This is a genomic window from Streptomyces sp. NPDC055955 (assembly GCF_042270245.1).
Lineage (GTDB): Bacteria > Actinomycetota > Actinomycetes > Streptomycetales > Streptomycetaceae > Streptomyces.
The window spans coordinates 52454-74691 of the sequence record NZ_JBHJYS010000028.1 but is presented as its reverse complement, the minus strand read 5'-3'; the positions used below and the strand labels follow the sequence as shown (position 1 = coordinate 74691).

Below are 22238 nucleotides of genomic sequence, written 5' to 3'. Positions count from 1 at the left end.
GGTCCGTACGGGTGCGCGAAGCGCGCGGGCGCGCCAGCCTGGAGACATGACCGAATCCAGCCACCCCACCGAGCCCGCGGCATCCGCCACACCCGTCGCGCCCGGCACGAGCCGGACCGAGGGTCACACCATCACCCTGCACTTCACGATCGTGCTTCCCCACCCCGTGGAGCAGGTCTGGGAGGCGGTGGCCACCCCGGCGGGACTGCCGGGGTGGCTGGCCGCCGCCGATGTGCTCGAACCACGGCTCGGCGGGGCGGTCACGCTGCGGTGGCTCAACAACGGGCGGGCCCACGCGGGCCACGTCACCGCGTGGGACGGCGAACGCGTCGCCGAGTACACGCTCGAAGGCCCGCACGGCCGCATGCGCTTCCACCTGGAGCCGACGGCCCCCGACGCGACGACCCTGCGGTTCACCGGCGAGATCGAAGGCGACGACTCGGCACGCCTGGACTATCTGGCCGCCTGGCACGACCACTTCGAGCACCTGACCGCCGCGCTCGACGGGCACCCGACGGACGAGCGGGCCTGGGCGGCCTGGACCCCGGCCCGCTGGCAGCAGCTCCGGGACGGCTACGGCAAGACCCCGCAGTGATCAGGCATCACAGTGATCAGTCAGCAACGAACGGAGATCAAGGCGCGATGCCGATCAAGGCGTGATGCCGGCCAAGGCGCCACACCGGCCAGGACTCCACACCGGCCAGGACTCCACACCGATCAGGGCGCCACACCGGCCAGCACTCCACACCGATCAGGGCTCCACACCGATCAAGGCTCCACGGTGATGGCGTCCAGCTTCGCCCGCAGGTACGTGTGCGAGTCGACGGGCTCGTACGCGACCCGGCCCTTCGGCGCGGGGACGGACTCGACGCTCGTGCGCGGGTCGCACTCGTAGAAGTAGACGAGCGACATCAGCTCCTCGGCGGGCAGGTCCGCCGGGGGCGGCAGGACGCGGTGCCGGCCGGAGCGCCAGCGGTCGCCGGTCCAACGCGCCATCAGGTCACCGATGTTGATCGTGAACGCGTCCGGGTCGAACGGCGCGTCCTCCCAGCCGCCCTCGTCGGTGTGGACCTGGAGCCCGCCCTTGCCCGCCTGGCGGTCCAGGACCGTGACGGTTCCGAAGTCGGTGTGCGGGCCGATGCGGAACTGGCCCGCCTCGGGCTCGCCGACGACGTCCGTGCCCGGGTACCAGTTGATGTTGAAACCCCAGGTGGGGTGCGTGGTGTGGCGGGTGAAGAAGTCCTCCTCCTCGCCGAGCGCGACCGCGAGGAGTTCGAGCAGCAGGTCGGACAGCTCCCGCATCCGCCTCAGATACGTCTCGACGAGCGCGCGGAGCTCGGGCGTCTCGGCGGGCCAGGTGTTGGGCAGGAACCACTCCGCGTCGATCTCCGCGTCGCCGGTGGGCAGTTCGGAGGCGTACGACAGGGACTCCTTCAGGTCGGGCGGGGTCGCGGTGCCCTCCGCGTAGCCGTTCGCCTCGGTGCCGGGGCCCAGCCACCCCCGACCGCCCACCTTCACGGCGTACGGCTCCTTCACGGCGGGCGGCAGCCGGAAGAAGCCGCGTGCCGCCTCCCGGATCCGGGCGCGCAGGCCCGGGTCCACGCCGTGCCCGGTGACCAGCAGGAATCCGGCGGTCCGCAGTGCCTCGTCGACGGTTCGGGCGATCTCGGCGCGCGCGTTCGGGCTGCCGGAGAGCCAGGGCCGCAGATCGATCGTGGGGATGCGGGGCCGCGGCGCGGAGGGTTCGGTCATGCCCCCACTGTGGACGCGGGCCGGCACCTGGGCAACGGTGCCTGACCCGGCCGGACGCGAGCCCTAATCGCCGATGTCCTCGTTCCACAGCTCGGGCTCGGCCGCGATGAACTCCTCCATCATGGCGACGCACTCGGGGTCGTCGAGCACCACGATCTCCACGCCGTGCTCGGCGAGCCAGTCGTGTCCGCCGTGGAACGTCCGCGCCTCACCGACGACGACCCGCGAGATCCCGAACTGCCGCACCAGACCGGAGCAGTACCAGCACGGCGAGAGCGTCGTCACCATCGTCGTGCCCTTGTACGAGCGCTGCCGGCCCGCGTTGCGGAAGGCGTCCGTCTCGCCGTGCACGGACGGATCCCCGTCCTGCACACGGCGGTTGTGCCCGCGCCCGAGGACCTTCCCGTCCGCCGAGTAGAGGGCCGCGCCGATCGGGATGCCGCCCTCGGCGAGCCCCGCCCGCGCCTCCTCGACGGCCGTGGCCAGCCAGGTCCGCGCCAGCCCGGCGTCGAAGGCGTTCACGCCTGCTCGCCGCCCTGCTCGCGCTCGCGCTTCTTGAGCTCCTCCTCGCGGCGGCGCAGATCGGCCTCCCAGTCCTTGAGGAGCGCCTCGTCCTTCTTGTTCTCCTCGCGCAGGGAGTGCAGGAACTCGGGGTTGTCGTCGGGCGCGACCCACTGTGTGCGGTGGCTGCGGTGCCACTCGGACGGTGTCGAGCCACCCGCGGGCCCGTGCCGGCGCCTGCCCGCGACGAGCCAGGCGATCGGGCCGACGAGCACCTCGCCGAAGAGCAGGATGATGATGACCCACACGACCTTCGGCAGGCCCCTGACCTCCTCCTCCGGAGTGTTCAGGCAGTCGATGAAGGCGTAGATCCACAACGCCAGTACCAGCAGGAACGGCAAGTAGCGGAGCATGGTGTCGCGATCCCCCAAGGAGCGGCATGGGGACGACGCGGGCCCCCGGTGACCGGGTCAGGGTAGCCGGTGCGCGCTGCGCCGTCCCGAGGCGCGAGCTCCGGGCCCCCGGCCGAAGGGCAGGGGCGGGCGCAGGAAGTGCGGGCCCCCTCAGCGATACTGGGACGCATGGCTTACGACGATCTTCGCTCCCTCCTGCGGGCGCTGGAGCGCGAGGGCGACCTCAAGCGCATCAAGGCCGAGGTCGACCCCTATCTCGAGGTCGGTGAGATCGTCGACCGGGTGCAGAAGTCCGGCGGCCCCGCTCTCCTCTTCGAGAACGTGCGCGGCTCCTCGATGCCCCTCGCGATGAATGTGTACGGGACCGACCGGCGCCTGCTGAAGGCGCTCGGCCTGAAGTCCTACGAGGAGATCAGCGACAAGATCGGCGGCCTGCTGCGCCCCGAGCTGCCGCACGGCTTCGTGGGCGTGCGCGAGGCATTCGGCAAGCTCGGCTCGATGGTCCACGTGCCGCCGAAGAAGGTGAAGGACGCGCCGGTGCAGGAGGTCGTCCTGCGCGGCGACGACGTGGACCTGGACCAGCTCCCGGCCCTGTTCACCTGGCCCGAGGACGGCGGCTCCTTCTTCAACCTCGGCCTGACGCACACCAAGGACCCCGAGAGCGGCATCCGCAACCTCGGGCTCTACCGGCTCCAGCGTCACGACCGGCGCACCATCGGCATGCACTGGCAGATCCACAAGGACAGCCGCAACCACTACCAGGTGGCCGCCAGGAAGGGCGAGAAGCTGCCGGTCGCGATCGCCTTCGGCTGCCCGCCCGCCGTGACGTACGCGTCGACGGCGCCGCTTCCGGGGGACATCGACGAGTACCTCTTCGCCGGGTTCATCCAGGGCAAGCGGATCGAGATGGTCGACTGCAAGACGGTGCCGCTCCAGGTGTCGGCGAACGCCGAGGTCGTCCTGGAGGGATGGCTGGAGCCCGGGGAGATGCTCCCCGAGGGCCCGTTCGGCGACCACACCGGCTTCTACACGCCGCAGGAGCCCTTCCCCGCGCTGACGATCGACTGCGTGACGATGCGCAAGCGCCCGCTGCTCCAGTCGATCGTGGTGGGGCGTCCGCCGACGGAGGACGGTCCCCTCGGCCGGGCCACGGAGCGCTTCTTCCTGCCGCTGCTCAAGATCATCGTGCCGGACATCGTGGACTACCACCTGCCCGAGTCGGGCGGATTCCACAACTGCGCGATCGTCTCGATCGACAAGAAGTACCCGAAACACGCGCAGAAGGTCATGCACGCCGTGTGGGGCGCGCACATGATGTCGCTGACCAAGCTGATCGTGGTCGTCGACTCGGACTGCGACGTGCACGACCTGCACGAGGTCGCGTGGCGGGCGCTCGGCAACACGGACTACGCCCGTGACCTGACCGTCGCCGAGGGGCCCGTCGACCACCTCGACCACGCCTCGTACCAGCAGTTCTGGGGCGGCAAGGCCGGCATCGACGCGACGAAGAAGTGGCCCGAGGAGGGCTACACGCGGGACGGCGGCTGGCCCGAGATGGTGCTGTCCGACCCGCAGACGGCGGCGACGGTCGACCGCCGTTGGAAGGAGTACGGCCTGTGACCAGCGCTTCCGCCGCGATCCCGCAGCCGGGCCGGACCAAGGCGTTCCTGCGCCTCGTCATGATCGAGCACTCGGTGTTCGCGCTGCCCTTCGCGTACATCGCCGCGCTCACCGCGATGTTCCGGATGGACGGGAACATCCACTGGTGGCGGCTGCTGCTCGTGACGATCGCGATGGTCGGTCTGCGCACGTTCGCGATGGCCGTGAACCGGATCATCGACCGCGAGATCGACGCCCGTAACCCGAGGACCGCCCACCGCGAACTCGTCACGGGCGCGATGTCCGTGAAGTCCGCCTGGACCGGCGCGCTCGTCGCGCTCGTCGTCTTCCTCGGCGCGGCCGCCCTGCTCAACCCGCTGTGCCTGGCGCTCGCGCCCATCGCGGTGATCCCGATGGTCGTCTATCCGTACGGCAAGCGGTTCACGAACTTCCCGCAGGCCATCCTGGGTCTCGCCCAGGCGATGGGGCCGGTGGGCGCCTGGCTCGCGATCACCGGCGAGTGGTCGTGGAACGCGGTGATCCTCGGGCTCGCGGTCGGCATCTGGATCGGCGGCTTCGACCTCATCTACGCCTGTCAGGACGTGGAGACCGACCGCGAGGTCGGCGTGATGTCGGTACCGGCCCGCTTCGGGGTCCCGGCGGCGATTCGGGGGGCGCGCGGCTGCCACGCGCTCACCACGGCGCTGTTCGTCTGGTACGCCCTCGCCACGGACGCGGGTGCGTTCTTCTGGCTCGGCCTCGCCATCGTCGCGGGCGCCTTCCTCTACGAGCACACGATCGTGCGGCCGCGCGACCTGTCCCGGCTCAACCGGGCCTTCTTCCAGGTCAACGGCTTCATCGGGATCGCCCTGTTCGCGTGTGCGCTGCTCGACCTGCTCGTGCGCGGCCTGACTGTCTGACCGCGGCGGGGTGCCGGATAGGCTCGATGGCATGACCGCAGGAGAAATTGGGCGCCGGCCTTGGATCGTGGGGGTGTCCGGCGCGTCGGGGACCCCGTATGCCGCCGCGGTTCTGCGCGCGCTGCTCGACGCGGGGGAGAGCGTGGACCTCGTCGTCTCGCGCGCCTCACGGCTGACGCTGCTCGACGAGACGGGGATCGCCTTCCGGGACGCGCACTGGCGCGAGGACCTCGGACAGTGGCTGGCGCGCGGGGCGGACGGGAAGCCGGACACGTTCGCGGTGGGCGCCGCTCTCGACCGGGTCAGGTACTGGTCCGCCGGGGATCTGGCGGCGGGACCGTCGTCCGGGTCGTATCCGGCGAAGGGCATGATCATCGTGCCCGCGTCGACGGCGTGCGTGGCGGGCGTGGCGCTGGGCCTGTCGAAGGATCTGCTCCAGCGCGCGGCGAGCGTGACGCTCAAGGAAGGGCGCGGGCTGGTCGTCGCGGTGCGCGAGACGCCGCTGAACGGACAGACGCTGAAGCATCTGGTGGCGCTGGACGAGGCGGGCGCCGTGGTGCTGCCCGCCTCTCCGGCGTTCTACGCGGGGGCGACGCACATCCAGGATCTGGTGGACTTCGTCGCCGGGCGGGCGCTCGACGCGGCAGGGGTGCCGCATCGGCTCTACCGCCGGTGGGAGGGAGAGCTCGGGGGCGGCTCTCCGGACCGTTAGCGCTTCTTGGCGCGCGCGGCCCGCTTCTCAGCGGTACGCGCCTCGACGGCGGACTGGTGGGCACGCGAGCGGTTGGCCTGGTCCTGCAGCTCGCGCATACGGGCGTAGGCCATCTCGATCGTGTACACGGTGACAACACTCCTGAATGATCGTCATTGATCGGTAGTCGAAGATCGCTTGGTAGGGAAGCCGAAGGTGAAACCGGGTTTCGGCTAAAAGATTCACAGGGTCAATGCCCTGGACGCCTTAGATTCTACACGTAAACTCGCGTCAACGCAGAATAATGAAAGGCATGGACCCATGGACGCCGTGGACAGGCAGCTCATTCAGGCCCTGCGCGAGAACGGCCGCGCCTCGTATGCCGAGTTGGGACGCCTCGTAGGCCTGTCCGGGCCCAGCGTCACCGACCGCATCAACCGCCTGGAGGCGGCCGGTGTCATCACCGGCTACCGCGCGACCGTCGACTCGCCCTCGCTCGGTCTCGGGGTCACCGCCCTGATCGGCATCTCGCTCTCCGACGCCGCCGACCACGAGGACGTGGCGCGCCGGCTCAAGGACCTGTACGAGATCGAGGACTGCTGGTTCATCGCGGGCGACGACTCGTACATGCTCAAGGTGCGGGTCGGCGACGTGGACGGCCTGGAGCGCACCATCCGCCGGCTCAGCGGCACGAAGGGTGTCTCGCGCACGCGCACCACGATCGTGCTGTCCACCAAGTGGGAGAACCGGGTGGGGGAGCTGCCCGACGAAGAGGAGTAGGGCGGGCGCGAAGTGCCTGATGGGGGCCCCTCCGCCCGAAGGGCGGGGGAGTACGGTTGGCCGCAGTCTTTGGTGAGGAGCAATGGCAATGGACGTAGGGCTCAAGCGCGAGCTGGAGCAGAAGGTGCGGGACGGCGAGCGGCTGTCGCGTGAGGACGGCATCGCGCTGTACGAGTCGGACGACCTGGCCTGGCTGGGCGGGCTCGCCCACGAGGTGCGGACGCGCAAGAACGGCGACGTCGTCCACTTCAACGTCAACCGCCACCTCAACATGACGAACGTGTGCACCGCCTCGTGCGCGTACTGCTCGTTCCAGCGCAAGCCGGGCGAGAAGGACGCGTACACGATGCGCATCGAGGAGGCCGTCCGCCTCGCCAAGGCGATGGAGAACGAGAACCTCACCGAGCTGCACATCGTCAACGGCCTGCACCCGACGCTCCCCTGGCGTTACTACCCGCGCTCCCTGAAGGCCCTCAAGGAGGCGCTGCCGAACGTCGCGCTGAAGGCGTTCACGGCGACGGAGATCCACCACTTCGAGACGATCTCCGGGCTCTCCGCCTCCGAGATCCTCGACGAGCTGATCGACGCCGGCCTGGAGTCGCTGACCGGCGGCGGCGCCGAGATCTTCGACTGGGAGGTCCGGCAGCACATCGTCGACCACGCCACCCACTGGGAGGACTGGTCGCGGATCCACCGCCTCGCGCACGAGAAGGGTCTCAAAACCCCGTCGACGATGCTGTACGGGCACATCGAGGAGCCCCGCCACCGCGTCGACCACGTGCTGCGCCTGCGTGAACTCCAGGACGAGACCGGCGGTTTCCAGGTCTTCATCCCGCTGCGCTACCAGCACGACTTCGTCGACATGAAGGACGGCAAGGTCCGTAACCGCCTCCAGGCGCGGACGACCATGGCGACCGGCGCCGAGGCGCTCAAGACCTTCGCGGTCTCCCGGCTCCTGTTCGACAACGTGCCGCACGTGAAGTGCTTCTGGGTCATGCACGGCGTGCAGACCACCCAGCTCGCGCTCCAGCACGGCGCCGACGACATGGACGGCTCGGTCGTCGAGTACAAGATCACGCACGACGCGGACAACTACGGGACGCCGAACAAGCTGACCCGCGAGGACCTGCTCGACCTGATCCGCGACGCCGGCTTCCGGCCCGTCGAGCGGAACACCCGGTACGAGATCATCCGCGAGTACGACGGTCCGGACCCGGCGCGCCGTGAGACGCCGCAGGCGATGCGCGTCTGACGACGTCGCCGGCGCCGTCCGTGACGGCAGGCGTGACGACGAAGAGGGGTTCCGGCCGGCGGCCGGGCCCCTCTTCCCGTATCGCCCTGCGTGGATCAGGCCACCGGCAGCAGCATCGTGATGTCGTCGCGGTCGTCGCCGGGGGCCACCCGGATCGCGCCCGGGACGCGGCCGACCTCCTTGTAGCCGCACGCCGCGTAGAAGCGGTCGGCGCCGGTGCCGCCGCGGCAGGTGAGGCGGATCGCCTCGATGCCGTCGAAGGCGCGGGCGGCGTCGGCCGCGGCGGCCATCAGCTCCCGCCCGTACCCCTTGCCCTGGTATCGCGGGTGGACCATCACCGTGTACAGCCAGATGTAGTGCTTCTGCAGGCGGTGCTGGTTGTACGTGAAGAAGGCCGTCGCCGCGACGGCGCCCTCCTCGTCGCGTCCGACCAGGAGCCGGGTGCGGCCCTCGGCCATCGCGGCGAGGTGCCTGACCAGCTCGGGGCGTATGTCCTCGGTGGTGACGGGCGGGACGAAGCCGACCGCTCCGCCCGCGTTGGACACGTCGGCCCAGAGCGCGAGGACGTCGTCCCGCAGCGCCGGTCCGATCTGCGGGTCCAACTGAAACGTAAGGGTCATAGGTGCACTCTAGCCATTACTTGCGGTACCGCTCAATGCCGTTCGGGGGCCGCATGCTTCACTGGAGACGCGTAGGACCGATTCGGAACGGAAGAGTGGATTGACATGCTCCGCTACACGCTGATGCGCTTCGGGATCTTCGCGGGCTGCTTCCTTGTCGTCTGGGGCCTCGCCTCGACGGGCATCGTGCCCCGCGGTGCCGGCAGCTCGTACTTCCTGTGGATCGCCCTGCTCGGTCTCGTCATCTCCGCGCCCATCAGCTATGTCGTGCTGCGCAAGGAGCGCGACCGGGCCTCGGTCCAGATCGTCGAGCGCGTCGACCGCACGAAGGCCAACTACGAGCGCAATCGCACGCAGGAGGACCTCGCGGACGACGCGGCCCGGGCGCAGAGCGCCTCGTAACGCGCCTCGTCCCCGAAGTCCCGTGTAAGGGACTCGTAAGCTTCGTCACAGCACTGGTGGCCCCGGCATCGCTCGATGCCGGGGCCACCTGCGTTTTCCAGGCCCAAGAGCCATGGAAGGGTCATTTCTGACCCAAAGAACCCCTTTGATGTTCTCAAAGCATGAGTGTTAACGTGATTGTCATGAAGACATACGCAGCCCGCACGCCCATGAGCGTTCCGCTCGTGGCGCGCCTGCATGTCGATCTCTGCCGTTGCATGTCCGCGGCCTGTCGCCTCTGACGCGACCCCCCGATGCAGCGGCGCCCCTGGTTCTTCCTCCCGCGGTGGCCGCTTCCTTACGTCCGACCCCACCCGCGCGTCATCACTGGAGTGTGTCCGTGTCCGCGAACACCGCGTCCGCGTCCGAGAAGCAAAAGTCCCGCTTCCGGATACCCATCCCCTTCTGGGCCCAGGTCCTGCTCGGCCTCGTCGTCGGCCTCGTGCTCGGCTACGTCGCCCGCACCTATGACGTGTCCTGGCTCGCCACGACCCTCGACAAGGTCGGCGGCATCTTCATCCAGCTCCTGAAGCTGGCCGTGGCCCCGCTGGTCTTCTTCGCGATCCTGGTGTCCATCACCAACCTGCGGAAGGTCAACAACGCCGCGCGGCTCGCCAGCCGCACCCTCCTCTGGTTCATGATCACCTCGCTGATCGCGGTCGTCATCGGCCTCGCGATCGGCCTGATCACCAACCCGGGCAACGGCTCGAACCTCACCCCGGCCGACGGTTCCAAGCCCGACCACGCCGGCTCCTGGCTGGACTTCCTGACGGGCATCGTCCCGACCGATGTCGTCACGCCGTTCACCCAGCTCAACGTCCTGCAGATCGTCTTCATGGCGGTCGTGGCCGGTGTCGCCATCCTGAAGATCGGCCCGAAGGCCCAGCCGATCCTCTCCCTGTCCGAGTCGGTGCTCGAACTGCTGCAGAAGGCCCTGTGGTGGGTCATCCTGCTCGCCCCGATCGGCTCCGCCGGCCTCATCGGCCGCGCCATCGTCCAGTACGGCTGGGACCTCCTCGGCAACTACGCGACGTTCACGATCGACATCTATGTCGGCTGCGCCCTGGTCCTCTTCGGCGTCTACCCGCTGCTCCTCGCGACCGTCGCCAAGCTGAACCCGCTCCAGTTCTTCAAGGGCGCCTGGCCCGCGATCCAGCTGGCCTTCGTGTCCCGCTCCTCCGTCGGCACGATGCCCGTCACCCAGCAGTCCGCCGAGCGCCTCGGCGTCCCGCGCAACTACGCCTCCTTCGCCGTGCCGTTCGGCGCGACGACCAAGATGGACGGCTGCGCCGCGATCTACCCGGCGATCTCCGCGATCTTCGTCGCGCAGATCTTCGACGTACAGCTCGGCGTCAAGGAGTACCTGCTCATCGCGTTCGTCTCGGTGATCGGCTCCGCCGCGACCGCCGGACTGACCGGTGCCACGGTCATGCTGACGCTGACCCTGTCGACGCTCGGTCTCCCGATGGAGGGCGTGGGTCTGCTCCTCGCCATCGACCCGATCCTGGACATGATGCGCACCGCCACGAACGTGGCCGGACAGGCGCTCGTGCCGGTCATCGTGGCCGCCCGCGAGAACATCCTGGACCGGGTGAAGTACGACCGCGCCACCGCTTCTCCCGTCGAGGAGCTCGTGGCCGAGAGCCAGCCCGAGGACGAGCCTCAGGCGGTGGGTGCCGCCGCCTGAGTCCCCAGGCTCGTACCCGTCCGCACCCCGCACCCGCCGGTTCCCTCCGGTCGTGGTGCGGGGTGTGTGCGTTGTGGTGGCTACGCTTGCGGGCGGACGCGGTGTGGAGAGAGGCGGGCGGCCGGGGTGGGCGAAGTGAGGGTCAAGCGGATGCCGCGGGCCGTGCGGGAGCGTCAGATGCTCGACGCGGCGGTGCGGGTCTTCGGGGAGCGTGGCTACCGGGCGGCGTCGATGGACGACATCGCGGAGCTCGCCGGGGTGTCGAAACCGCTGGTGTACCTCTATCTGAACTCCAAGGAAGAGCTCTTCTCGGCGTGCATCCAGCGTGAGTCGGCGGCCCTGATCGCGGCGGTGCGCGCGGGGGTGTCCGGTGGCGGGGGAGCCGACCGGCAGCTGTGGGACGGGCTGCGGGCCTTCTTCACGCACACGGCGCAGAACCCCGACGGCTGGGCCGTCCTGCACAGCCACGCGCCGGCGGGCGGTGAGCCGTTCGCCGTCGAGGTCACGGCCATGCGCGAGGAGATCGTCGCGTTCGTGACCGGGCTGATCGCCGCGGCGGCCAGGGAGGCGCACGGTGATCCCGCGCTGCCCGACCGCGAGGTCGCCGGGCTCGCGCAGGCGCTGGTCGGTGCCGCGGAGTCGCTGGCCGGCTGGGCCAACACGGACCCGTCGGTCACGGCCAAGGAGGCCGCGGCCACGCTGATGAACTTCGCCTGGTCGGGCCTCGGGAACCTGATGGAGGGCCGGCGCTGGTCACCCGCCCCCGGCGCGTAGCACCTCACCCGTGACATGGGTGCGCGCCGAGCGGAGTTCGAAGGCGGGTCCCCGGGACGCGTACGTCACGGTCGTCGGCAGAAGTACGGGGGCCTTGAACGCGGCGCGCACCTGCACCTCGCCCTCCGCGCCGTGTGCGGCGAGGCAGCGGGCGACCGTCCACATGCCGTGTGCGATGGCGCGCGGGAAGCCGAAGAGGCGGGCCGTGAGCGGGTGCAGATGGATGGGGTTGCGGTCGCCGGACGCGGCGCCGTAGCGGCGGCCCAGGTCGCCGGGCAGCTTCCATTCGGCCACGGCGGGCAGCGGCTCGGGACGCTCCTCGGCCGCCGCCCCGGCGGGTGCGTCGGTGCGGTGGCGCGCCAGGTAGGTGCTGGTCGAGGTCCACGCGCGGGTGTCGCCGGCCCGCAGCTCGGTGACGACCGCGGCCTGAGTGCCGCGCCGGTGGGGCGCCAGCTCCTTGACGTGCACGGAGAGTTCGTACGCCTCGTCGACCGGCAGGTCGTGGCCCTGGGTGACGGTGATGGAGGTGTGGACGAGGCCGAGCAGGGGGAGCGGGAAGCGCCGCTCGGCCATGATCCGCATCGCCAGGGGGAAGCCGAGGACGTGCGGATACGTGACCGGGAGCGCGGCCGAGTCCGGCGCGAAGCCGCACACCTCGCGGTACGCGGCCAGGCGGGTGCGGTCGGCGCGTGCGGCCGGCAGGACCAGGCGGGTCGCGGGGGCCTCGGCACCGGGGCCCGGGCGCTTGAGGGGGGAGAGCAGGGCGCCGCGGGCCAGGAGCGGAGGCAGGGACGGGGCGGCGGTGAGCGTGATGGTCGGCATGGTCGTCAGGCCCCCAGCAGGCTCTGGCCGCAGACGCGGACGACCTGGCCGTTGACGGCGCCGGAGGCGGGATGGGCGAGCCAGGCCGTCGTCTCCGCCACGTCCACCGGGAGCCCGCCCTGTCCGAGGGAGTTCATGCGGCGGCCCGCCTCGCGGATGAACAGGGGGACCGCGGCCGTCATCTTCGTCTCGATGAAGCCGGGCGCCACCGCGTTGACCGTGACGCCGTGTTCGGCGAGCGCCTTCGGGGCGAGGGAGCGGGTCAGTCCGGCGATGCCGGCCTTGCTGGCCGCGTAGTTCGTCTGGCCCGCGTTCCCGGCGAGTCCGGCGATGGACGCGGTGGCGACGATGCGGCCGCCGCGGCTGAGCGTGCCGGACTTGAGCAGGGCGTCCGTGGTGGTCAGGACGCTCGCGAGGTTCACGTCGAGGACCGTGGCCCAGCGGTCGGCGGGCATCTTGGCGAGAGTGCGGTCCCGGGTGATGCCCGCGTTGTGGACGAGGGTGTCCAGGGCGGGGACGGCGTCCGCGATCCGCTCGGCCGCGTCGGGGGACGTGATGTCGAGGGGCAGCGCGGTCGCGTCGAGGCGGGCCGCCAGGGCGTCGAGATCGGCCTGTGCGGACGGCACGTCCAGGAGGATCAGGCGGGCCCCGTCCCGTGCGAGGACCTCCGCCACCGCCTCACCGATGCCGCGGGCGGCGCCCGTGATCAGGGCCGTGCGGCCGGCCAGAGGGCGCGCCCAGTCGGCCGGCGCGGTGGTGTCGCCGGCCGCGACCTCGATCACCTGGCCGCTGACGTAAGCGGACTTGGGCGACAGGAGGAAGCGGAGGGTCGACTCGGCGGCTGCCACGGGCTCTTCGACGCGGACGAGGGTGACGGTGCGGCCGCGGCCGATCTCCTTGCCGAGGGAGCGCGCGAACCCTTCGAGCGCCTGCTGGGCGGCGGCCTGGTGGTGGTCGTCGCGGGAGAGCGGGGCGCCGAGCACCACGATCCGGCCACTGGGCGCGACCGAGCGCGCGACCGGATGCAGGGCCGCGTGGACCTCGGCGAGTGTGGCGATGCCCGTGACCGCGGTGGCGTCGAGGACGATCGCGGCGGGGCGCTCGGCCGCCGCCCGCACGTCGTGGCCGATGCGCGCCAGCAGCCCCGCGAGCTCCGCCGTGTGCGTGGACTCGCCCGCCGTGAGATGGAGCAACGGGCCGTCCAGCATCGGTCGTTCGGGCGTCCAGCGGTGCAGTCGTGCGGGCTGGGGGAGGCCCAGGCGGCGGGTCAGGAAGCGGCCCGGGGCCGTGCCGGTGAAGTTCAGATAGCGGTCGGCCATTGTCCAACTCCCTGCGCGGTCGGTAATTTACTTCAGAGTAAGGTTACTCAATGGTCAGGAGTTGGTCGAGATGGAACGCCCAGCACGCCAGGTGCGCGCAGATCTGCCGCGCCGCGTCGCGGTCGTCGGCGGCAGCCGCATCCCCTTCGCCCGCTCCGACGGCCCCTACGCGACCGCCTCGAACCAGGACATGCTGACCGCCGCGCTCGACGGTCTCGCCACGCGCTACGACCTCCAAGGCCCAAGCGCCGTCGGGGAGTTCGTCGCCGGAGCCGTCCTCAAGCACAGCCGTGACTTCAACCTCGCGCGCGAGACGCTCCTCGGCTCCGCACTCGACCCGCGCACCCCGGCGTACGACATCCAGCAGGCCTGTGGCACCGGACTCCAGGCCGTGATCGCCGCCGCCAACAAGATCGCGCTCGGGCAGCTCGACAGCGCGGTCGCCGGTGGCGCCGACACCGCGAGCGACGCGCCGCTCGGCGTCAACGACTCCCTGCGCCGCGTCCTCCTCGACGCGCGGCGCGCCCGGTCCCTGCCCGCGCGCCTCAAGACCCTGAGCCGGGTGCGCCCCCGGCACCTCGTACCGGACATCCCGCGCAACGCCGAGCCGCGCACCGGGCTGTCCATGGGCGAGCACGCCGCCGTCACCGCGCGCGCCTGGGGCATCGCCCGCGAGGCGCAGGACGAGCTGGCGGCCGCCAGTCACCAGCGGCTCGCGGCCGCCTACGAGCGGGGCTTCCTGGACGACCTCGTCGTCCCGTACCGGGGGCTCGACCGCGACCAGAACCTGCGCCCGGGGTCGACCGTCGAGAAACTCGCCACGCTCAAGCCGGTGTTCGGCACGGACGGCCCGAACCCGACGATGACAGCCGGGAACTCGACCCCGCTGACCGACGGCGCGGCCGTGGTCCTGCTCGCGAGCGAGGAGTGGGCCGCCGGGCGGGGCCTCGAACCGCTGGCCCACCTCACGGCGTACGAGACCGGGGCGGTGGACTTCGTCGACGGGGACGTGGCCGGGGGTGAGGGCGACGGGCTGCTCATGGCGCCCGCCCACGCCGTGCCCCGGATGCTGGAGCGGGCCGGGCTCGGCATCGAGGACTTCGACTTCTTCGAGGTGCACGAGGCGTTCGCCTCACAGGTCCTCGCGACACTGGCCGCCTGGGAGAAGCAGGGGCTCGCGCCCGTCGACCGGGCTCGCCTCAACGTCGCGGGATCCTCCCTCGCGACCGGTCACCCCTTCGCCGCGACCGGCGCGCGCATCGTGGCCACCCTGGCGAAACTCCTGAGCGAGCGCGACGCCCCCTCCCGCGGACTGATCTCGATCTGCGCCGCCGGCGGGCAGGGCGTCACGGCGATACTCGAACGCGCTTGAGGCGTGAGGGAGCCGTGAGGAGCGAGGGAGTTCAGGGCTCCCGGCGGTCCGGTCGGGCCGCCGGGTCCAGGCGGAGCATCGCCGCCTCGTCCGGGCTGCCGGGCTTGGCCTGGTAGGTGACGAGGCGCTGGCCGCCCGTGCGGGCCAGCTGCATGACCTCGAAGGTGAGGGTCATCGTGCCGACCTTCGGGTGCGCGAACGTCTTGGTGCCGCCGCCGCGCTCAAGGACCTCGTAACGGTCCCAGAGCTTCGCGAACTCCGGTGACTTCAGAACGAGTTCACCGACGAGGGCGGCCAGCTCCGGGGAGTTCGGGTCCTTGCCGCCCACCGCGCGCAGGTGTGCCACCGACTGGGCGACCGTCTCCTCCCAGGGGACGTAGAGGACGCGGCCCACGGGGTGCAGGAAGAGATACCGCGTGATGTTGCGCTCCTCGTCCGTCCAGTCCCACAGGCCGGGCAGGAGGCGGCGGCCCGCCGGGTTCGCCGCCAGCACGTAGTTGTGCGGGCTCACCACGTACGCGGGCAGCGGACTCAGCGCCTCCAGGACCCGCAGGACCGAATCGCGCACCGTGCGGTCGGTCGTGGGGTGCGGCTCGGTGAGGCGGCCCGAGGCCAGTTCGGCCAGGTCGTGGAGGCGCTCGTGCGCGTCGCCGCACAGCCGCAGGGCGCGGCTGATGGCGTCGATCACCGCCGTGGAGGGGTTCGTCTCGCGGCCGCGCTCCAGCCGCGTGTAGTAGTCGACGCTGACGCCGGCGAGTGTCGCCAGCTCCTCGCGGCGCAGGCCCGGCGTCCGCCGGATACCCGCGCCCGCGGGGAGTCCCGCGTCCGCCGGGCTCACGAGCGCGCGCCGCGCCTTGAGATATCTGCCCAGTTCAGTGCCGTCGCTCGTCGCTCCACCAGCCATACGCCCATTGTCCCCGCTCGGCGAGATCTGTGGGGGGCCGTGTCAGGACCAGGAACAGCACGCCCCGGTGAACGGCGGCCTGCCACCTCGCGCCAACACCCCGCAGAGTGGAAACCGTTGCGGGCGGCGAGGCCACCGCGGACCCAGGGGGTGCACGGCACCGGGCCGCGGCCGCGGTCGCCGAAGCCGCCCGCACGAAGCCTTGCCGGGGAGGACCGACGGACCACGTCGCCCACCCGTTTCTCCACCCGAGGAGCCCCGCATGCCGTCCGTCGCCACCCGCTCCGACCAGCGGAACCCGACCCGCGTCCCCGGCCGGGCGGCTGGTTCGCCGGCACCCGCGCAGGCGTCCGGCTTCGCCCTCGTCGCCGCACTCCTCGGATTCACCGTCATCTCCATCGACGTCTCCGCCGTGAACATCGCCCTGCCCGCCGTCCGCACGTCGCTGCACGGCGGTATCACCGGGCTCCAGTGGATCGTCGACGCGTACACCCTGATGTTCGCCGCGCTCATGCTCTCCGCCGGGGCGCTCGCCGACCGGGCCGGTGCGCGGCGCGCCTACGCCTGGGGCGTCGGACTGTTCACCCTCGCCTCGCTCGCCTGCGCCCTCGCGCCCGGCATCGGCACGCTCGTCGCGGCCCGTGTCGTCCAGGGCGGCGCCGCGGCCGTCGTGATGCCGGCCTCGCTCGCGCTGATCCGCCAGGCCTACGACGACGCGCGCCACCGCGCACGGGCCATCGCCCTGTGGACGGTGGGCGGTTCGGTCGCCATGGCCGTCGGCCCCGTCCTCGGCGGCATTCTCACGGAGGCCGCCGGCTGGCGCGCCGTCTTCTTCCTGAACCTGCCGGTGGGCGCCCTGATCCTGGCCCTCCTCACCCGCGTCCCGCGCTCCCCGCGCCGTCCCGCCCCCCTCGACCTGACCGGCCAGGTCACCGCGGTCCTCGCGCTCGCCGGGCTCGCCTTCGCGGTCATCGAGGGCGGCCACGCCGGCTGGACCGCCCCGTCCGTCCTCGCGGCACTCGCCGTGGCCGTCGTCGGGGCGCTCGCCTTCCTCGCCGCCGAGAAGCGCCACCGCGCGCCCATGGTTCCGCTGCCCCTGCTGCGGCGGCGCGACGTGAGCGTGTCCCTCGCCATCGGCTTCGCCGTCAACGTCGCCTTCTACGGCGCGATCTTCCTGCTCGGCCTCTACTACCAGCAACTGCGCGGCATGTCCGGCACCGAGGCGGGCCTCATGTTCGTACCGCTGGCGGCGATCATCACGTCGACCAACCTCATCTCCCCGCCGATGGCCGAGCGCTTCGGCCGCCGTCCCGTCATCGTGACCGGGCAGGCCGTCCTCGCCCTCGGCATGTTCTGCCTGCTGCCGCTGGCCGCGCACACCCCGGTCTGGCTGATCCTGCTCCTGCTCGTCCCGACGGGAATGGGCGGCGCGTTCGCGGTCCCCGCGCTCACCGCCCTGCTCATGGACAGCGTCCCGGCGGCCCGCGCGGGCACGGCCTCCGGCCTCCTCAACGCGTTCCGCCAGACCGGCGGCGCCCTCGCCGTCGCACTCTTCGGCGCCCTGATCGCGGCCGGCGCCGGTGACGGCTTCTCGCTCGGGGGCATGCGGACGAGCCTGATCGTCGCGGGCGGCCTCCTGTGCGTGACGGCGGCGCTGGCGGCCTGGGCCCTGCCCGGGAAGAGGAGGCCCTAGGACAGCGAGGGGGCCGCGTTGCGCAGGCAGTGCGCCAGGCAGCGGCGCCGGAACTCGGCGTCCTCGCCCAGCCGTTCCAGCAGATGCCTGCCGTACGCGCGCGTGGCCGCCGTCATACGGAAGGCGCCGGGGCACGACGGCTCGGGTGTGAACAGGAAGTGGGCCGCGAGCCCCTCGAAGGCGCGGGCGAGCTCGTCGGCCGGCAGCCGGTCGTCCGCGCACACCGCCACTGTGTCCGACAGGGTGAAAGACCCTGTGAAGACGGAGGCCCGCGCCCACAGCAGCCGTTCGCCGGGCGAGCAGAGCCGCTGGCTCCAGCGCAGCGAGGCGCGCAGCGAGCGCAGCCGGTGCGGCAGTCCGGGCATCGGGGCGGGCAGGTCGAGCAGATGCTCAGGGCGGCCGATGAGCGACAGCAGGTCGTCGGCGTCGTGGCGGGTCAGCTGGCCCGCCGCGATGCGCACGGCGAGCGGCAGCCCGCCGAGTGCCGCGCAGACGCGGCGGGCCGGCTCGGGGTCCGGGTCCCGCGGCGCGCCGAGCGCCAGCGCGGCCGTTCTGAGCAGGCGGGCCGCGCCGCCAGGGGTGAGCGGGGGCAGCGGGAACGTGACCGGAGTGTCCAGCGGGACCCTGCTGGTGGCGAGGACGCGCAGCTCCGGGCACGCCTCCACGAGGTGCAGCAGCGTGGCGGCGCACTCCGCGGCCTGCCGCTCACAGGTGTCGACGACGAGGAGCACTGGCCGCCGCCCGATCGCGGCGGCCAGCGCGGGGAGCTGCGGCACCGCGGGACCGCCGTCGATGCGCAGGGCGCGGGCGAGCGCGTGCGGCACGAGTCCGGGCATGTCGAGCGTGGCCAGATCGGCGGTGCCCGTCGCGGACCAGGGTTCGCGGCGCATGCGCCGTACGACGTCGGCGGCGAGCGCGCTCTTGCCGACGCCGCCCGGCCCGGCGATCGTCACCATGCGCTCCGTGCGCAGCAGCCCTTCGAGAGCGGCCGCGGCGCCGCCCCGGCCGACCAGTCCCACGGCCCGGGTGTGCAGGAGCTCCGGCATGTTCTGGTGCCTCCGTCGTGCTGCCTCTTGCTGCGTTCCGGTCGGATGCGGCCGGCACGCGCCGGGCGGGCGGTCCCGGAATCGATGTGCGAGCGGACATCGGTACGGCTGTCCGCCGCGCGGGGTCCGGTCGGTGACGCGGGCCGATCACAGTAGCGGCGGTTCCCCCGGCTCCGGTCCGCACGACCGATCGGTGCCGCTATCTGTTCGCATCTCGCCGAATGAGCCCGACTGGGAGCGGGTCGGAGGCGTTACCCGCCCGATCCGGAACGGATCGCCGCACCTGCGTGGCCGCTACGACACCCCCGCGAGCCGCAGGAGGCCCGTCGTCGCGGCGGCGCCCACGACGACGACGGCGAACGGCGCCTTCCGCCACGCGAGCACCCCGCCGGCCAGCACTCCGGCGGGCCGCGCCCACCCGGCGAAGCCGTGCCCTTCGGTCAGCGCCCCCGTCGCGAGGAGGCCCACCAGCAGCACGGTCGCCCCCACGGTCAGCAACTCCTGCACCCGCGCGGGCAGTTCGACCCGCCCGTGCAGCAGGGGCCCGGCGAGCCGGAAGGCGTACGTTCCGGCGGCCAGGACGAGGACGGCGACGAGCGTGGCGTTCACGAGGAGGCTCCCGGGGAGGTCGTAGGGGACGGGGGTCCCGGGCGGGGTGCGCGGGGCGGGGACCTCCGCCGGGGGGTGCGGGCCACGAGCAGTCCGGTCAGCGCCAGCAGGACCGGCACCCCCGCGGGCAGCACCGGCGTCGCGGCGACCGCGATCACCGCGCCGGCCGCCGCGGCCCGCCGCACCCCGGCCGAGCCGCGCAGTGCGGGCAGCACGAGCGCGAGGAGCACCGCCGGGAACGCCGCGTCCAGGCCGAACCTGGCGGTGTCCCCGAGTGCGGAGCCGGCGAGCGCTCCGGCGAGCACGCTGAGGTTCCAGGCGGCGAAGAGCCCGAGGCCCGATATCCAGAACGCCGCTCTGCGCCGCCGGGGATCACGCTGGGCGAGGACGAACGCCGCCGTCTCGTCGGTGACGAGGTGCGCGCCGACGAGGCGCACGGGCCAGGACCGGCCGAGCGCGTCCGCGACGGCCAGACTGAACGCCGCCGTGCGGGTGTTGAGCAGCAGCCCGGTCGCCGCGGCGGCCACGGGACCGCCACCTGCCGCGAGCACGGCGACGGTGCTGAACTGCGCCGATCCGGCGAAGACGATCAGAGACATCACCACGGGAACCCAGACGGGCAGCCCGCCGGCGACCGCGATCGCGCCGAAGGAGACACCCACGACGGCGTCGGCGAGGCAGACGAGCGCGATATCGCGCAGGAGGCGCCGGTCGGCGCGGGCGGGAACGGCGGCGGGGTCCGAGGGCGCGCCGAAGGCCGCCGTTCGCTCTAGGGGGCCTTCTGTTCGGTGTGGCGAACGCATACTCGTAGAATGGACACGAGACCATAAGTTCGTCAAGGCGAACGTTTTGGTCCGCCCCAGCGAACGAACGGTGAGTAGGAGCAGCATGGCCGGCGAGACCCCCCGCCTCCCCCTCGACCGCATCGCCGCGGCCCTGCGCCGGGAGCGCGGCCGGGCCGGGATCTCCCTGTCCGAGCTGGCCAAGCGCGCGGGGATCGCCAAGTCCACGCTTTCGCAGCTGGAGTCGGCGAGCGGGAACCCGAGTCTGGAGACCCTCTGGGCGCTGAGCGTGGCGCTCGACGTCCCGCCGAGTCTGCTGCTCGACCCGCCGCGCCCCGTCGTCCAGGTCATCAGGGCGGGCCAGGGCGTCGCCGTTCCGTCGGAGCAGGCGGACTACGCGGCGACGCTGCTCTCGCCGAACCCGCCGGGTTCCCGCCGCGACCTCTACTTCCTCCAGGTCGAGCCCGGCGCGCCCCGTGAGTCGGAGCCCCACATGCCGGGTGCCGTCGAGCACATCGTGGTGGGCACCGGCCGGGTCCTCGCGGGGCCTCAGGACGATCCGGTCGAACTCGGCCCGGGTGACTACATGTCGTACCCCGGCGACGTCCCGCACACCTGCCGAGCCCTGGAGCCGGGGACGACCTGTGTTCTGGTCATGCAGTACGCGTGAGCCGAAAAGGCAGGAGCCCCGTCTCCGCCGCGTGCCGGGGCACTTGGCGGAGCGGGGCTCCTTGGGTACTGCATCCGTTCCGGAGTCACGACGTCCCAAGGGCAAACCTGGGGACGCCCCACTTACATGGGGGTGACGTTCTCCGCCTGCGGGCCCTTCGGACCCTGCGTGACGTCGAAGCTCACGGCCTGGTTCTCCTCGAGGGAGCGGAAGCCGTTTGCGTTGATCGCGGAGTAGTGGACGAAGACGTCCGGGCCGCCGCCTTCCTGGGCGATGAAGCCAAAGCCCTTTTCAGCGTTGAACCACTTCACGGTTCCGGTAGCCATAAGCCCTCCTTGGGCCAAAGGGTCGCCCTGCTCCAGAACCTGCAAATGCACTTGCGAACAACTGCAAAAGTCTGAAAACGACGAGAGCCCGCGGTCACATGCTCCGCAGGCTCTGTACTGCAAGGGAAACCAAACTGCAACTTGCGGGCGAGCCTAGCACGCAGGCACCGGAATGCAATAGAGGGAAAGATCACGTCACCCGGAGGTTTGACACGGGGCGTCGAAGGGTTGACGGGGTCGACTCGGGGACCCTGAAGCCTGCACCGTACCGCATGGGGTCTAGCCTCGCGATGTGGACAATTCTCCCGAGACCCCGCAGCGCAACCGGCCACGCGTCGGCCACATCCAGTTCCTCAACTGCATGCCCCTGTACTGGGGACTTGCCAGGACGGGAACGCTCCTCGACCTCGAGCTCACGAAGGACACCCCGGAGAAGCTCAGCGAGAGCCTCGTCCAGGGCGACCTCGACATCGCGCCCATCACCCTCGTCGAGTTCCTGAAGGCGGCCGACCGGCTCGTCGCCTTCCCCGACCTCGCGGTCGGATGCGACGGCCCGGTGATGTCGTGCGTGATCGTCTCGCAGGTACCTCTCGACCAGCTCGACGGGCGGCGGGTCGCGCTCGGCTCCACCTCGCGCACGTCCGTGCGCCTCGCGCAGCTGCTGCTCGCCGACCGGTTCGGCGTACAGCCCGACTACTACACGTGCCCGCCCGACCTGGGCCTGATGATGCAGGAAGCGGACGCGGCCGTGCTCATCGGGGACGCGGCCCTGCGCGCCAACCTCCACGACGCGCCGCGTCTGGGGCTGCAGGTGCATGACCTGGGCGCCCTGTGGAAGGAGTGGACGGGACTGCCGTTCGTCTTCGCCGTGTGGGCCGCCCGCAAGGACTACGCGGAGCGCGAGCCGCTCATCACGCGCAAGGTGCACGAGGCGTTCCTCGCCTCCCGGGACGTGTCCCTGGAAGAGGTCACCAAGGTCGCCGAACAGGCCTCCCGGTGGGAGGTCTTCGACGAGCGGGTCCTCGAGCGCTATTTCACTACGCTCGACTTCCGCTTCGGCGCACGGCAGTTGGAGGGCGTCACGGAGTTCGCCCGCCGGGTGGGTCCCACGACCGGCTTCGCGGCCGATGTCCAGGTCGATCTGCTGCAGCCGTGAGGCGGTAGCGCCGCCGGATCCGGAAGGCGTACGGGAATTCCCCCCGCGGGAATTCCCGTACGCCTTCTGCGTGCCGCCCCACTCGCCTGTGGGGCAATTCCGGCTATCC

25 protein-coding genes are annotated in these 22238 nt (G+C 71.6%); 13 read left to right on the top strand and 12 right to left on the bottom strand.

The features are described from left to right. The first annotated feature begins 46 nt into the window (after positions 1–46). Positions 47–595, top strand: coding sequence for an SRPBCC domain-containing protein (locus ACFC96_RS39505; RefSeq protein ID WP_376617133.1), 549 nt, complete (start codon positions 47–49; stop codon positions 593–595). 173 nt (positions 596–768) lie between these two features. On the opposite strand, the gene ACFC96_RS39500 is transcribed toward ACFC96_RS39505, so the two are convergent. The 3 genes from ACFC96_RS39500 to ACFC96_RS39490 form a co-directional block, all read right to left on the bottom strand. Continuing rightward, a complete protein-coding gene (locus ACFC96_RS39500; protein WP_376265817.1) occupies positions 769–1752 on the bottom strand; it encodes an isopenicillin N synthase family dioxygenase in 984 nt (327 codons plus the stop codon). A gap of 63 nt (positions 1753–1815) precedes the next feature. Continuing rightward, positions 1816–2274 (bottom strand): nucleoside deaminase, encoded by a 459-nt coding sequence (locus tag ACFC96_RS39495; RefSeq protein ID WP_376265815.1) that lies wholly within the window; start codon positions 2272–2274, stop codon positions 1816–1818. Beyond that, positions 2271–2666, bottom strand: a complete 396-nt coding sequence (locus ACFC96_RS39490) for a PLD nuclease N-terminal domain-containing protein (RefSeq protein ID WP_376265812.1) — start codon at positions 2664–2666, stop codon at positions 2271–2273. Before ACFC96_RS39490 ends, ACFC96_RS39495 begins: the two co-directional genes overlap by 4 nt. 168 nt (positions 2667–2834) lie before the next feature. On the opposite strand from ACFC96_RS39490, the gene ACFC96_RS39485 reads away from it, so the two are divergent. From ACFC96_RS39485 to ACFC96_RS39475, 3 genes are read left to right on the top strand one after another with little or no spacing between them, the layout of a single operon-like run. After that, complete coding sequence (locus ACFC96_RS39485; RefSeq protein WP_355889007.1) at positions 2835–4286, top strand: menaquinone biosynthesis decarboxylase; 1452 nt, start codon at positions 2835–2837, stop codon at positions 4284–4286. After that, the gene (mqnP, locus tag ACFC96_RS39480; RefSeq protein ID WP_376265809.1) at positions 4283–5185 is read left to right on the top strand and encodes a menaquinone biosynthesis prenyltransferase MqnP; all 903 of its coding nucleotides are present in this window, start codon (positions 4283–4285) and stop codon (positions 5183–5185) included. The genes ACFC96_RS39485 and mqnP overlap by 4 nt, the downstream gene beginning before the upstream one ends. 31 nt (positions 5186–5216) lie before the next feature. Next, positions 5217–5897 carry a UbiX family flavin prenyltransferase gene (locus tag ACFC96_RS39475; protein WP_376265806.1) on the top strand — a complete coding sequence of 227 codons (681 nt, stop codon included), beginning with the start codon at positions 5217–5219 and terminating at the stop codon, positions 5895–5897. Here ACFC96_RS39475 and ACFC96_RS39470 read toward each other — a convergent pair. Next, on the bottom strand, positions 5894–6025 hold the full coding sequence (locus tag ACFC96_RS39470) for a hypothetical protein (RefSeq protein WP_264484737.1): 132 nt from the start codon (positions 6023–6025) through the stop codon (positions 5894–5896). The two genes, ACFC96_RS39475 and ACFC96_RS39470, sit on opposite strands and share 4 nt — an antisense overlap. A gap of 172 nt (positions 6026–6197) precedes the next feature. On the opposite strand from ACFC96_RS39470, the gene ACFC96_RS39465 reads away from it, so the two are divergent. Both ACFC96_RS39465 and mqnE read left to right on the top strand, forming a co-directional pair. After that, positions 6198–6656 carry an Lrp/AsnC family transcriptional regulator gene (locus ACFC96_RS39465; RefSeq protein ID WP_376265804.1) on the top strand — a complete coding sequence of 153 codons (459 nt, stop codon included), beginning with the start codon at positions 6198–6200 and terminating at the stop codon, positions 6654–6656. 88 nt (positions 6657–6744) lie between these two features. Then, entirely contained in the window at positions 6745–7908 is a 1164-nt protein-coding gene (gene mqnE, locus ACFC96_RS39460) for an aminofutalosine synthase MqnE (protein ID WP_116511303.1), read from the top strand. Positions 7909–8003: 95 nt separating this feature from the next. Here mqnE and ACFC96_RS39455 read toward each other — a convergent pair whose 3' ends face one another. Further along, complete coding sequence (locus ACFC96_RS39455) at positions 8004–8528, bottom strand: GNAT family N-acetyltransferase (RefSeq protein WP_376617130.1); 525 nt, start codon at positions 8526–8528, stop codon at positions 8004–8006. Positions 8529–8633: 105 nt separating this feature from the next. On the opposite strand from ACFC96_RS39455, the gene ACFC96_RS39450 reads away from it, so the two are divergent. The 3 genes from ACFC96_RS39450 to ACFC96_RS39440 all read left to right on the top strand — a co-directional run bounded on the left by ACFC96_RS39450 (position 8634) and on the right by ACFC96_RS39440 (position 11430). Continuing rightward, the gene (locus ACFC96_RS39450) at positions 8634–8930 is read left to right on the top strand and encodes a DUF4229 domain-containing protein (RefSeq protein WP_116511299.1); all 297 of its coding nucleotides are present in this window, start codon (positions 8634–8636) and stop codon (positions 8928–8930) included. A 379-nt stretch (positions 8931–9309) separates the two neighbouring features. After that, a complete protein-coding gene (locus ACFC96_RS39445) occupies positions 9310–10656 on the top strand; it encodes a dicarboxylate/amino acid:cation symporter (RefSeq protein WP_376617128.1) in 1347 nt (448 codons plus the stop codon). A 126-nt stretch (positions 10657–10782) separates the two neighbouring features. Continuing rightward, the gene (locus ACFC96_RS39440; protein ID WP_376265796.1) at positions 10783–11430 is read left to right on the top strand and encodes a TetR/AcrR family transcriptional regulator; all 648 of its coding nucleotides are present in this window, start codon (positions 10783–10785) and stop codon (positions 11428–11430) included. On the opposite strand, the gene ACFC96_RS39435 is transcribed toward ACFC96_RS39440, so the two are convergent. Both ACFC96_RS39435 and ACFC96_RS39430 read right to left on the bottom strand, forming a co-directional pair. Next, positions 11410–12252: a MaoC family dehydratase gene (locus tag ACFC96_RS39435; RefSeq protein WP_376617126.1), complete on the bottom strand. Its 843-nt coding sequence runs from the start codon at positions 12250–12252 to the stop codon at positions 11410–11412. The genes ACFC96_RS39440 and ACFC96_RS39435 overlap by 21 nt on opposite strands. Positions 12253–12257: 5 nt before the next feature. Continuing rightward, a complete protein-coding gene (locus tag ACFC96_RS39430) occupies positions 12258–13571 on the bottom strand; it encodes a 3-oxoacyl-ACP reductase (RefSeq protein ID WP_376265792.1) in 1314 nt (437 codons plus the stop codon). Positions 13572–13641: 70 nt separating this feature from the next. Between ACFC96_RS39430 and ACFC96_RS39425 the strand changes: the two genes are divergently transcribed. Further along, on the top strand, positions 13642–14943 hold the full coding sequence (locus ACFC96_RS39425; RefSeq protein WP_376617124.1) for an acetyl-CoA C-acetyltransferase: 1302 nt from the start codon (positions 13642–13644) through the stop codon (positions 14941–14943). 31 nt (positions 14944–14974) lie between these two features. Here ACFC96_RS39425 and ACFC96_RS39420 read toward each other — a convergent pair whose 3' ends face one another. Next, positions 14975–15847: a helix-turn-helix domain-containing protein gene (locus ACFC96_RS39420; RefSeq protein WP_376265786.1), complete on the bottom strand. Its 873-nt coding sequence runs from the start codon at positions 15845–15847 to the stop codon at positions 14975–14977. A gap of 262 nt (positions 15848–16109) precedes the next feature. Here ACFC96_RS39420 and ACFC96_RS39415 point away from each other — a divergent pair, with 262 nt between their 5' ends. Next, positions 16110–17540, top strand: a complete 1431-nt coding sequence (locus ACFC96_RS39415; protein ID WP_376617122.1) for an MFS transporter — start codon at positions 16110–16112, stop codon at positions 17538–17540. Here the strand turns inward: ACFC96_RS39415 and ACFC96_RS39410 are convergent. The 3 genes from ACFC96_RS39410 to ACFC96_RS39400 form a co-directional block, all read right to left on the bottom strand. Beyond that, positions 17537–18586, bottom strand: coding sequence for a hypothetical protein (locus ACFC96_RS39410; RefSeq protein WP_376617120.1), 1050 nt, complete (start codon positions 18584–18586; stop codon positions 17537–17539). The genes ACFC96_RS39415 and ACFC96_RS39410 overlap by 4 nt on opposite strands. A 294-nt stretch (positions 18587–18880) precedes the next feature. Next, positions 18881–19195 carry an AzlD domain-containing protein gene (locus ACFC96_RS39405; RefSeq protein WP_376265779.1) on the bottom strand — a complete coding sequence of 105 codons (315 nt, stop codon included), beginning with the start codon at positions 19193–19195 and terminating at the stop codon, positions 18881–18883. Continuing rightward, entirely contained in the window at positions 19192–19998 is an 807-nt protein-coding gene (locus ACFC96_RS39400) for an AzlC family ABC transporter permease (protein ID WP_376617118.1), read from the bottom strand. Before ACFC96_RS39400 ends, ACFC96_RS39405 begins: the two co-directional genes overlap by 4 nt. Positions 19999–20083: 85 nt before the next feature. On the opposite strand from ACFC96_RS39400, the gene ACFC96_RS39395 reads away from it, so the two are divergent. Beyond that, complete coding sequence (locus ACFC96_RS39395; protein WP_116511266.1) at positions 20084–20647, top strand: helix-turn-helix domain-containing protein; 564 nt, start codon at positions 20084–20086, stop codon at positions 20645–20647. 122 nt (positions 20648–20769) lie between these two features. On the opposite strand, the gene ACFC96_RS39390 is transcribed toward ACFC96_RS39395, so the two are convergent. Then, positions 20770–20973, bottom strand: a complete 204-nt coding sequence (locus ACFC96_RS39390) for a cold-shock protein (RefSeq protein ID WP_006138897.1) — start codon at positions 20971–20973, stop codon at positions 20770–20772. A gap of 292 nt (positions 20974–21265) precedes the next feature. Here ACFC96_RS39390 and ACFC96_RS39385 point away from each other — a divergent pair, with 292 nt between their 5' ends. Then, positions 21266–22129 (top strand): menaquinone biosynthetic enzyme MqnA/MqnD family protein, encoded by an 864-nt coding sequence (locus tag ACFC96_RS39385; protein ID WP_376617116.1) that lies wholly within the window; start codon positions 21266–21268, stop codon positions 22127–22129. Positions 22130–22238 lie beyond the last annotated feature (109 nt).

Bases quoted from the DNA above. Each gene is read 5' to 3' on its own strand.
- ACFC96_RS39490 (WP_376265812.1), bottom strand. From the start codon at position 2,666: ATGCTCCGCTACTTGCCGTTCCTGCTGGTACTGGCGTTGTGGATCTAC.
- mqnE (WP_116511303.1), top strand. From the start codon at position 6,745: ATGGACGTAGGGCTCAAGCGCGAGCTGGAGCAGAAGGTGCGGGACGGC.
- ACFC96_RS39425 (WP_376617124.1), top strand. From the start codon at position 13,642: ATGGAACGCCCAGCACGCCAGGTGCGCGCAGATCTGCCGCGCCGCGTC.
- ACFC96_RS39435 (WP_376617126.1), bottom strand. From the start codon at position 12,252: ATGCCGACCATCACGCTCACCGCCGCCCCGTCCCTGCCTCCGCTCCTG.
- ACFC96_RS39455 (WP_376617130.1), bottom strand. From the start codon at position 8,528: ATGACCCTTACGTTTCAGTTGGACCCGCAGATCGGACCGGCGCTGCGG.
- ACFC96_RS39415 (WP_376617122.1), top strand. From the start codon at position 16,110: ATGCCGTCCGTCGCCACCCGCTCCGACCAGCGGAACCCGACCCGCGTC.
- ACFC96_RS39485 (WP_355889007.1), top strand. From the start codon at position 2,835: ATGGCTTACGACGATCTTCGCTCCCTCCTGCGGGCGCTGGAGCGCGAG.
- ACFC96_RS39395 (WP_116511266.1), top strand. From the start codon at position 20,084: ATGGCCGGCGAGACCCCCCGCCTCCCCCTCGACCGCATCGCCGCGGCC.
- ACFC96_RS39400 (WP_376617118.1), bottom strand. From the start codon at position 19,998: ATGCGTTCGCCACACCGAACAGAAGGCCCCCTAGAGCGAACGGCGGCC.
- ACFC96_RS39430 (WP_376265792.1), bottom strand. From the start codon at position 13,571: ATGGCCGACCGCTATCTGAACTTCACCGGCACGGCCCCGGGCCGCTTC.
- ACFC96_RS39475 (WP_376265806.1), top strand. From the start codon at position 5,217: ATGACCGCAGGAGAAATTGGGCGCCGGCCTTGGATCGTGGGGGTGTCC.
- ACFC96_RS39450 (WP_116511299.1), top strand. From the start codon at position 8,634: ATGCTCCGCTACACGCTGATGCGCTTCGGGATCTTCGCGGGCTGCTTC.
- ACFC96_RS39420 (WP_376265786.1), bottom strand. From the start codon at position 15,847: ATGGCTGGTGGAGCGACGAGCGACGGCACTGAACTGGGCAGATATCTC.
- ACFC96_RS39500 (WP_376265817.1), bottom strand. From the start codon at position 1,752: ATGACCGAACCCTCCGCGCCGCGGCCCCGCATCCCCACGATCGATCTG.
- ACFC96_RS39410 (WP_376617120.1), bottom strand. From the start codon at position 18,586: ATGCCGGAGCTCCTGCACACCCGGGCCGTGGGACTGGTCGGCCGGGGC.
- ACFC96_RS39390 (WP_006138897.1), bottom strand. From the start codon at position 20,973: ATGGCTACCGGAACCGTGAAGTGGTTCAACGCTGAAAAGGGCTTTGGC.
- ACFC96_RS39505 (WP_376617133.1), top strand. From the start codon at position 47: ATGACCGAATCCAGCCACCCCACCGAGCCCGCGGCATCCGCCACACCC.
- ACFC96_RS39465 (WP_376265804.1), top strand. From the start codon at position 6,198: ATGGACGCCGTGGACAGGCAGCTCATTCAGGCCCTGCGCGAGAACGGC.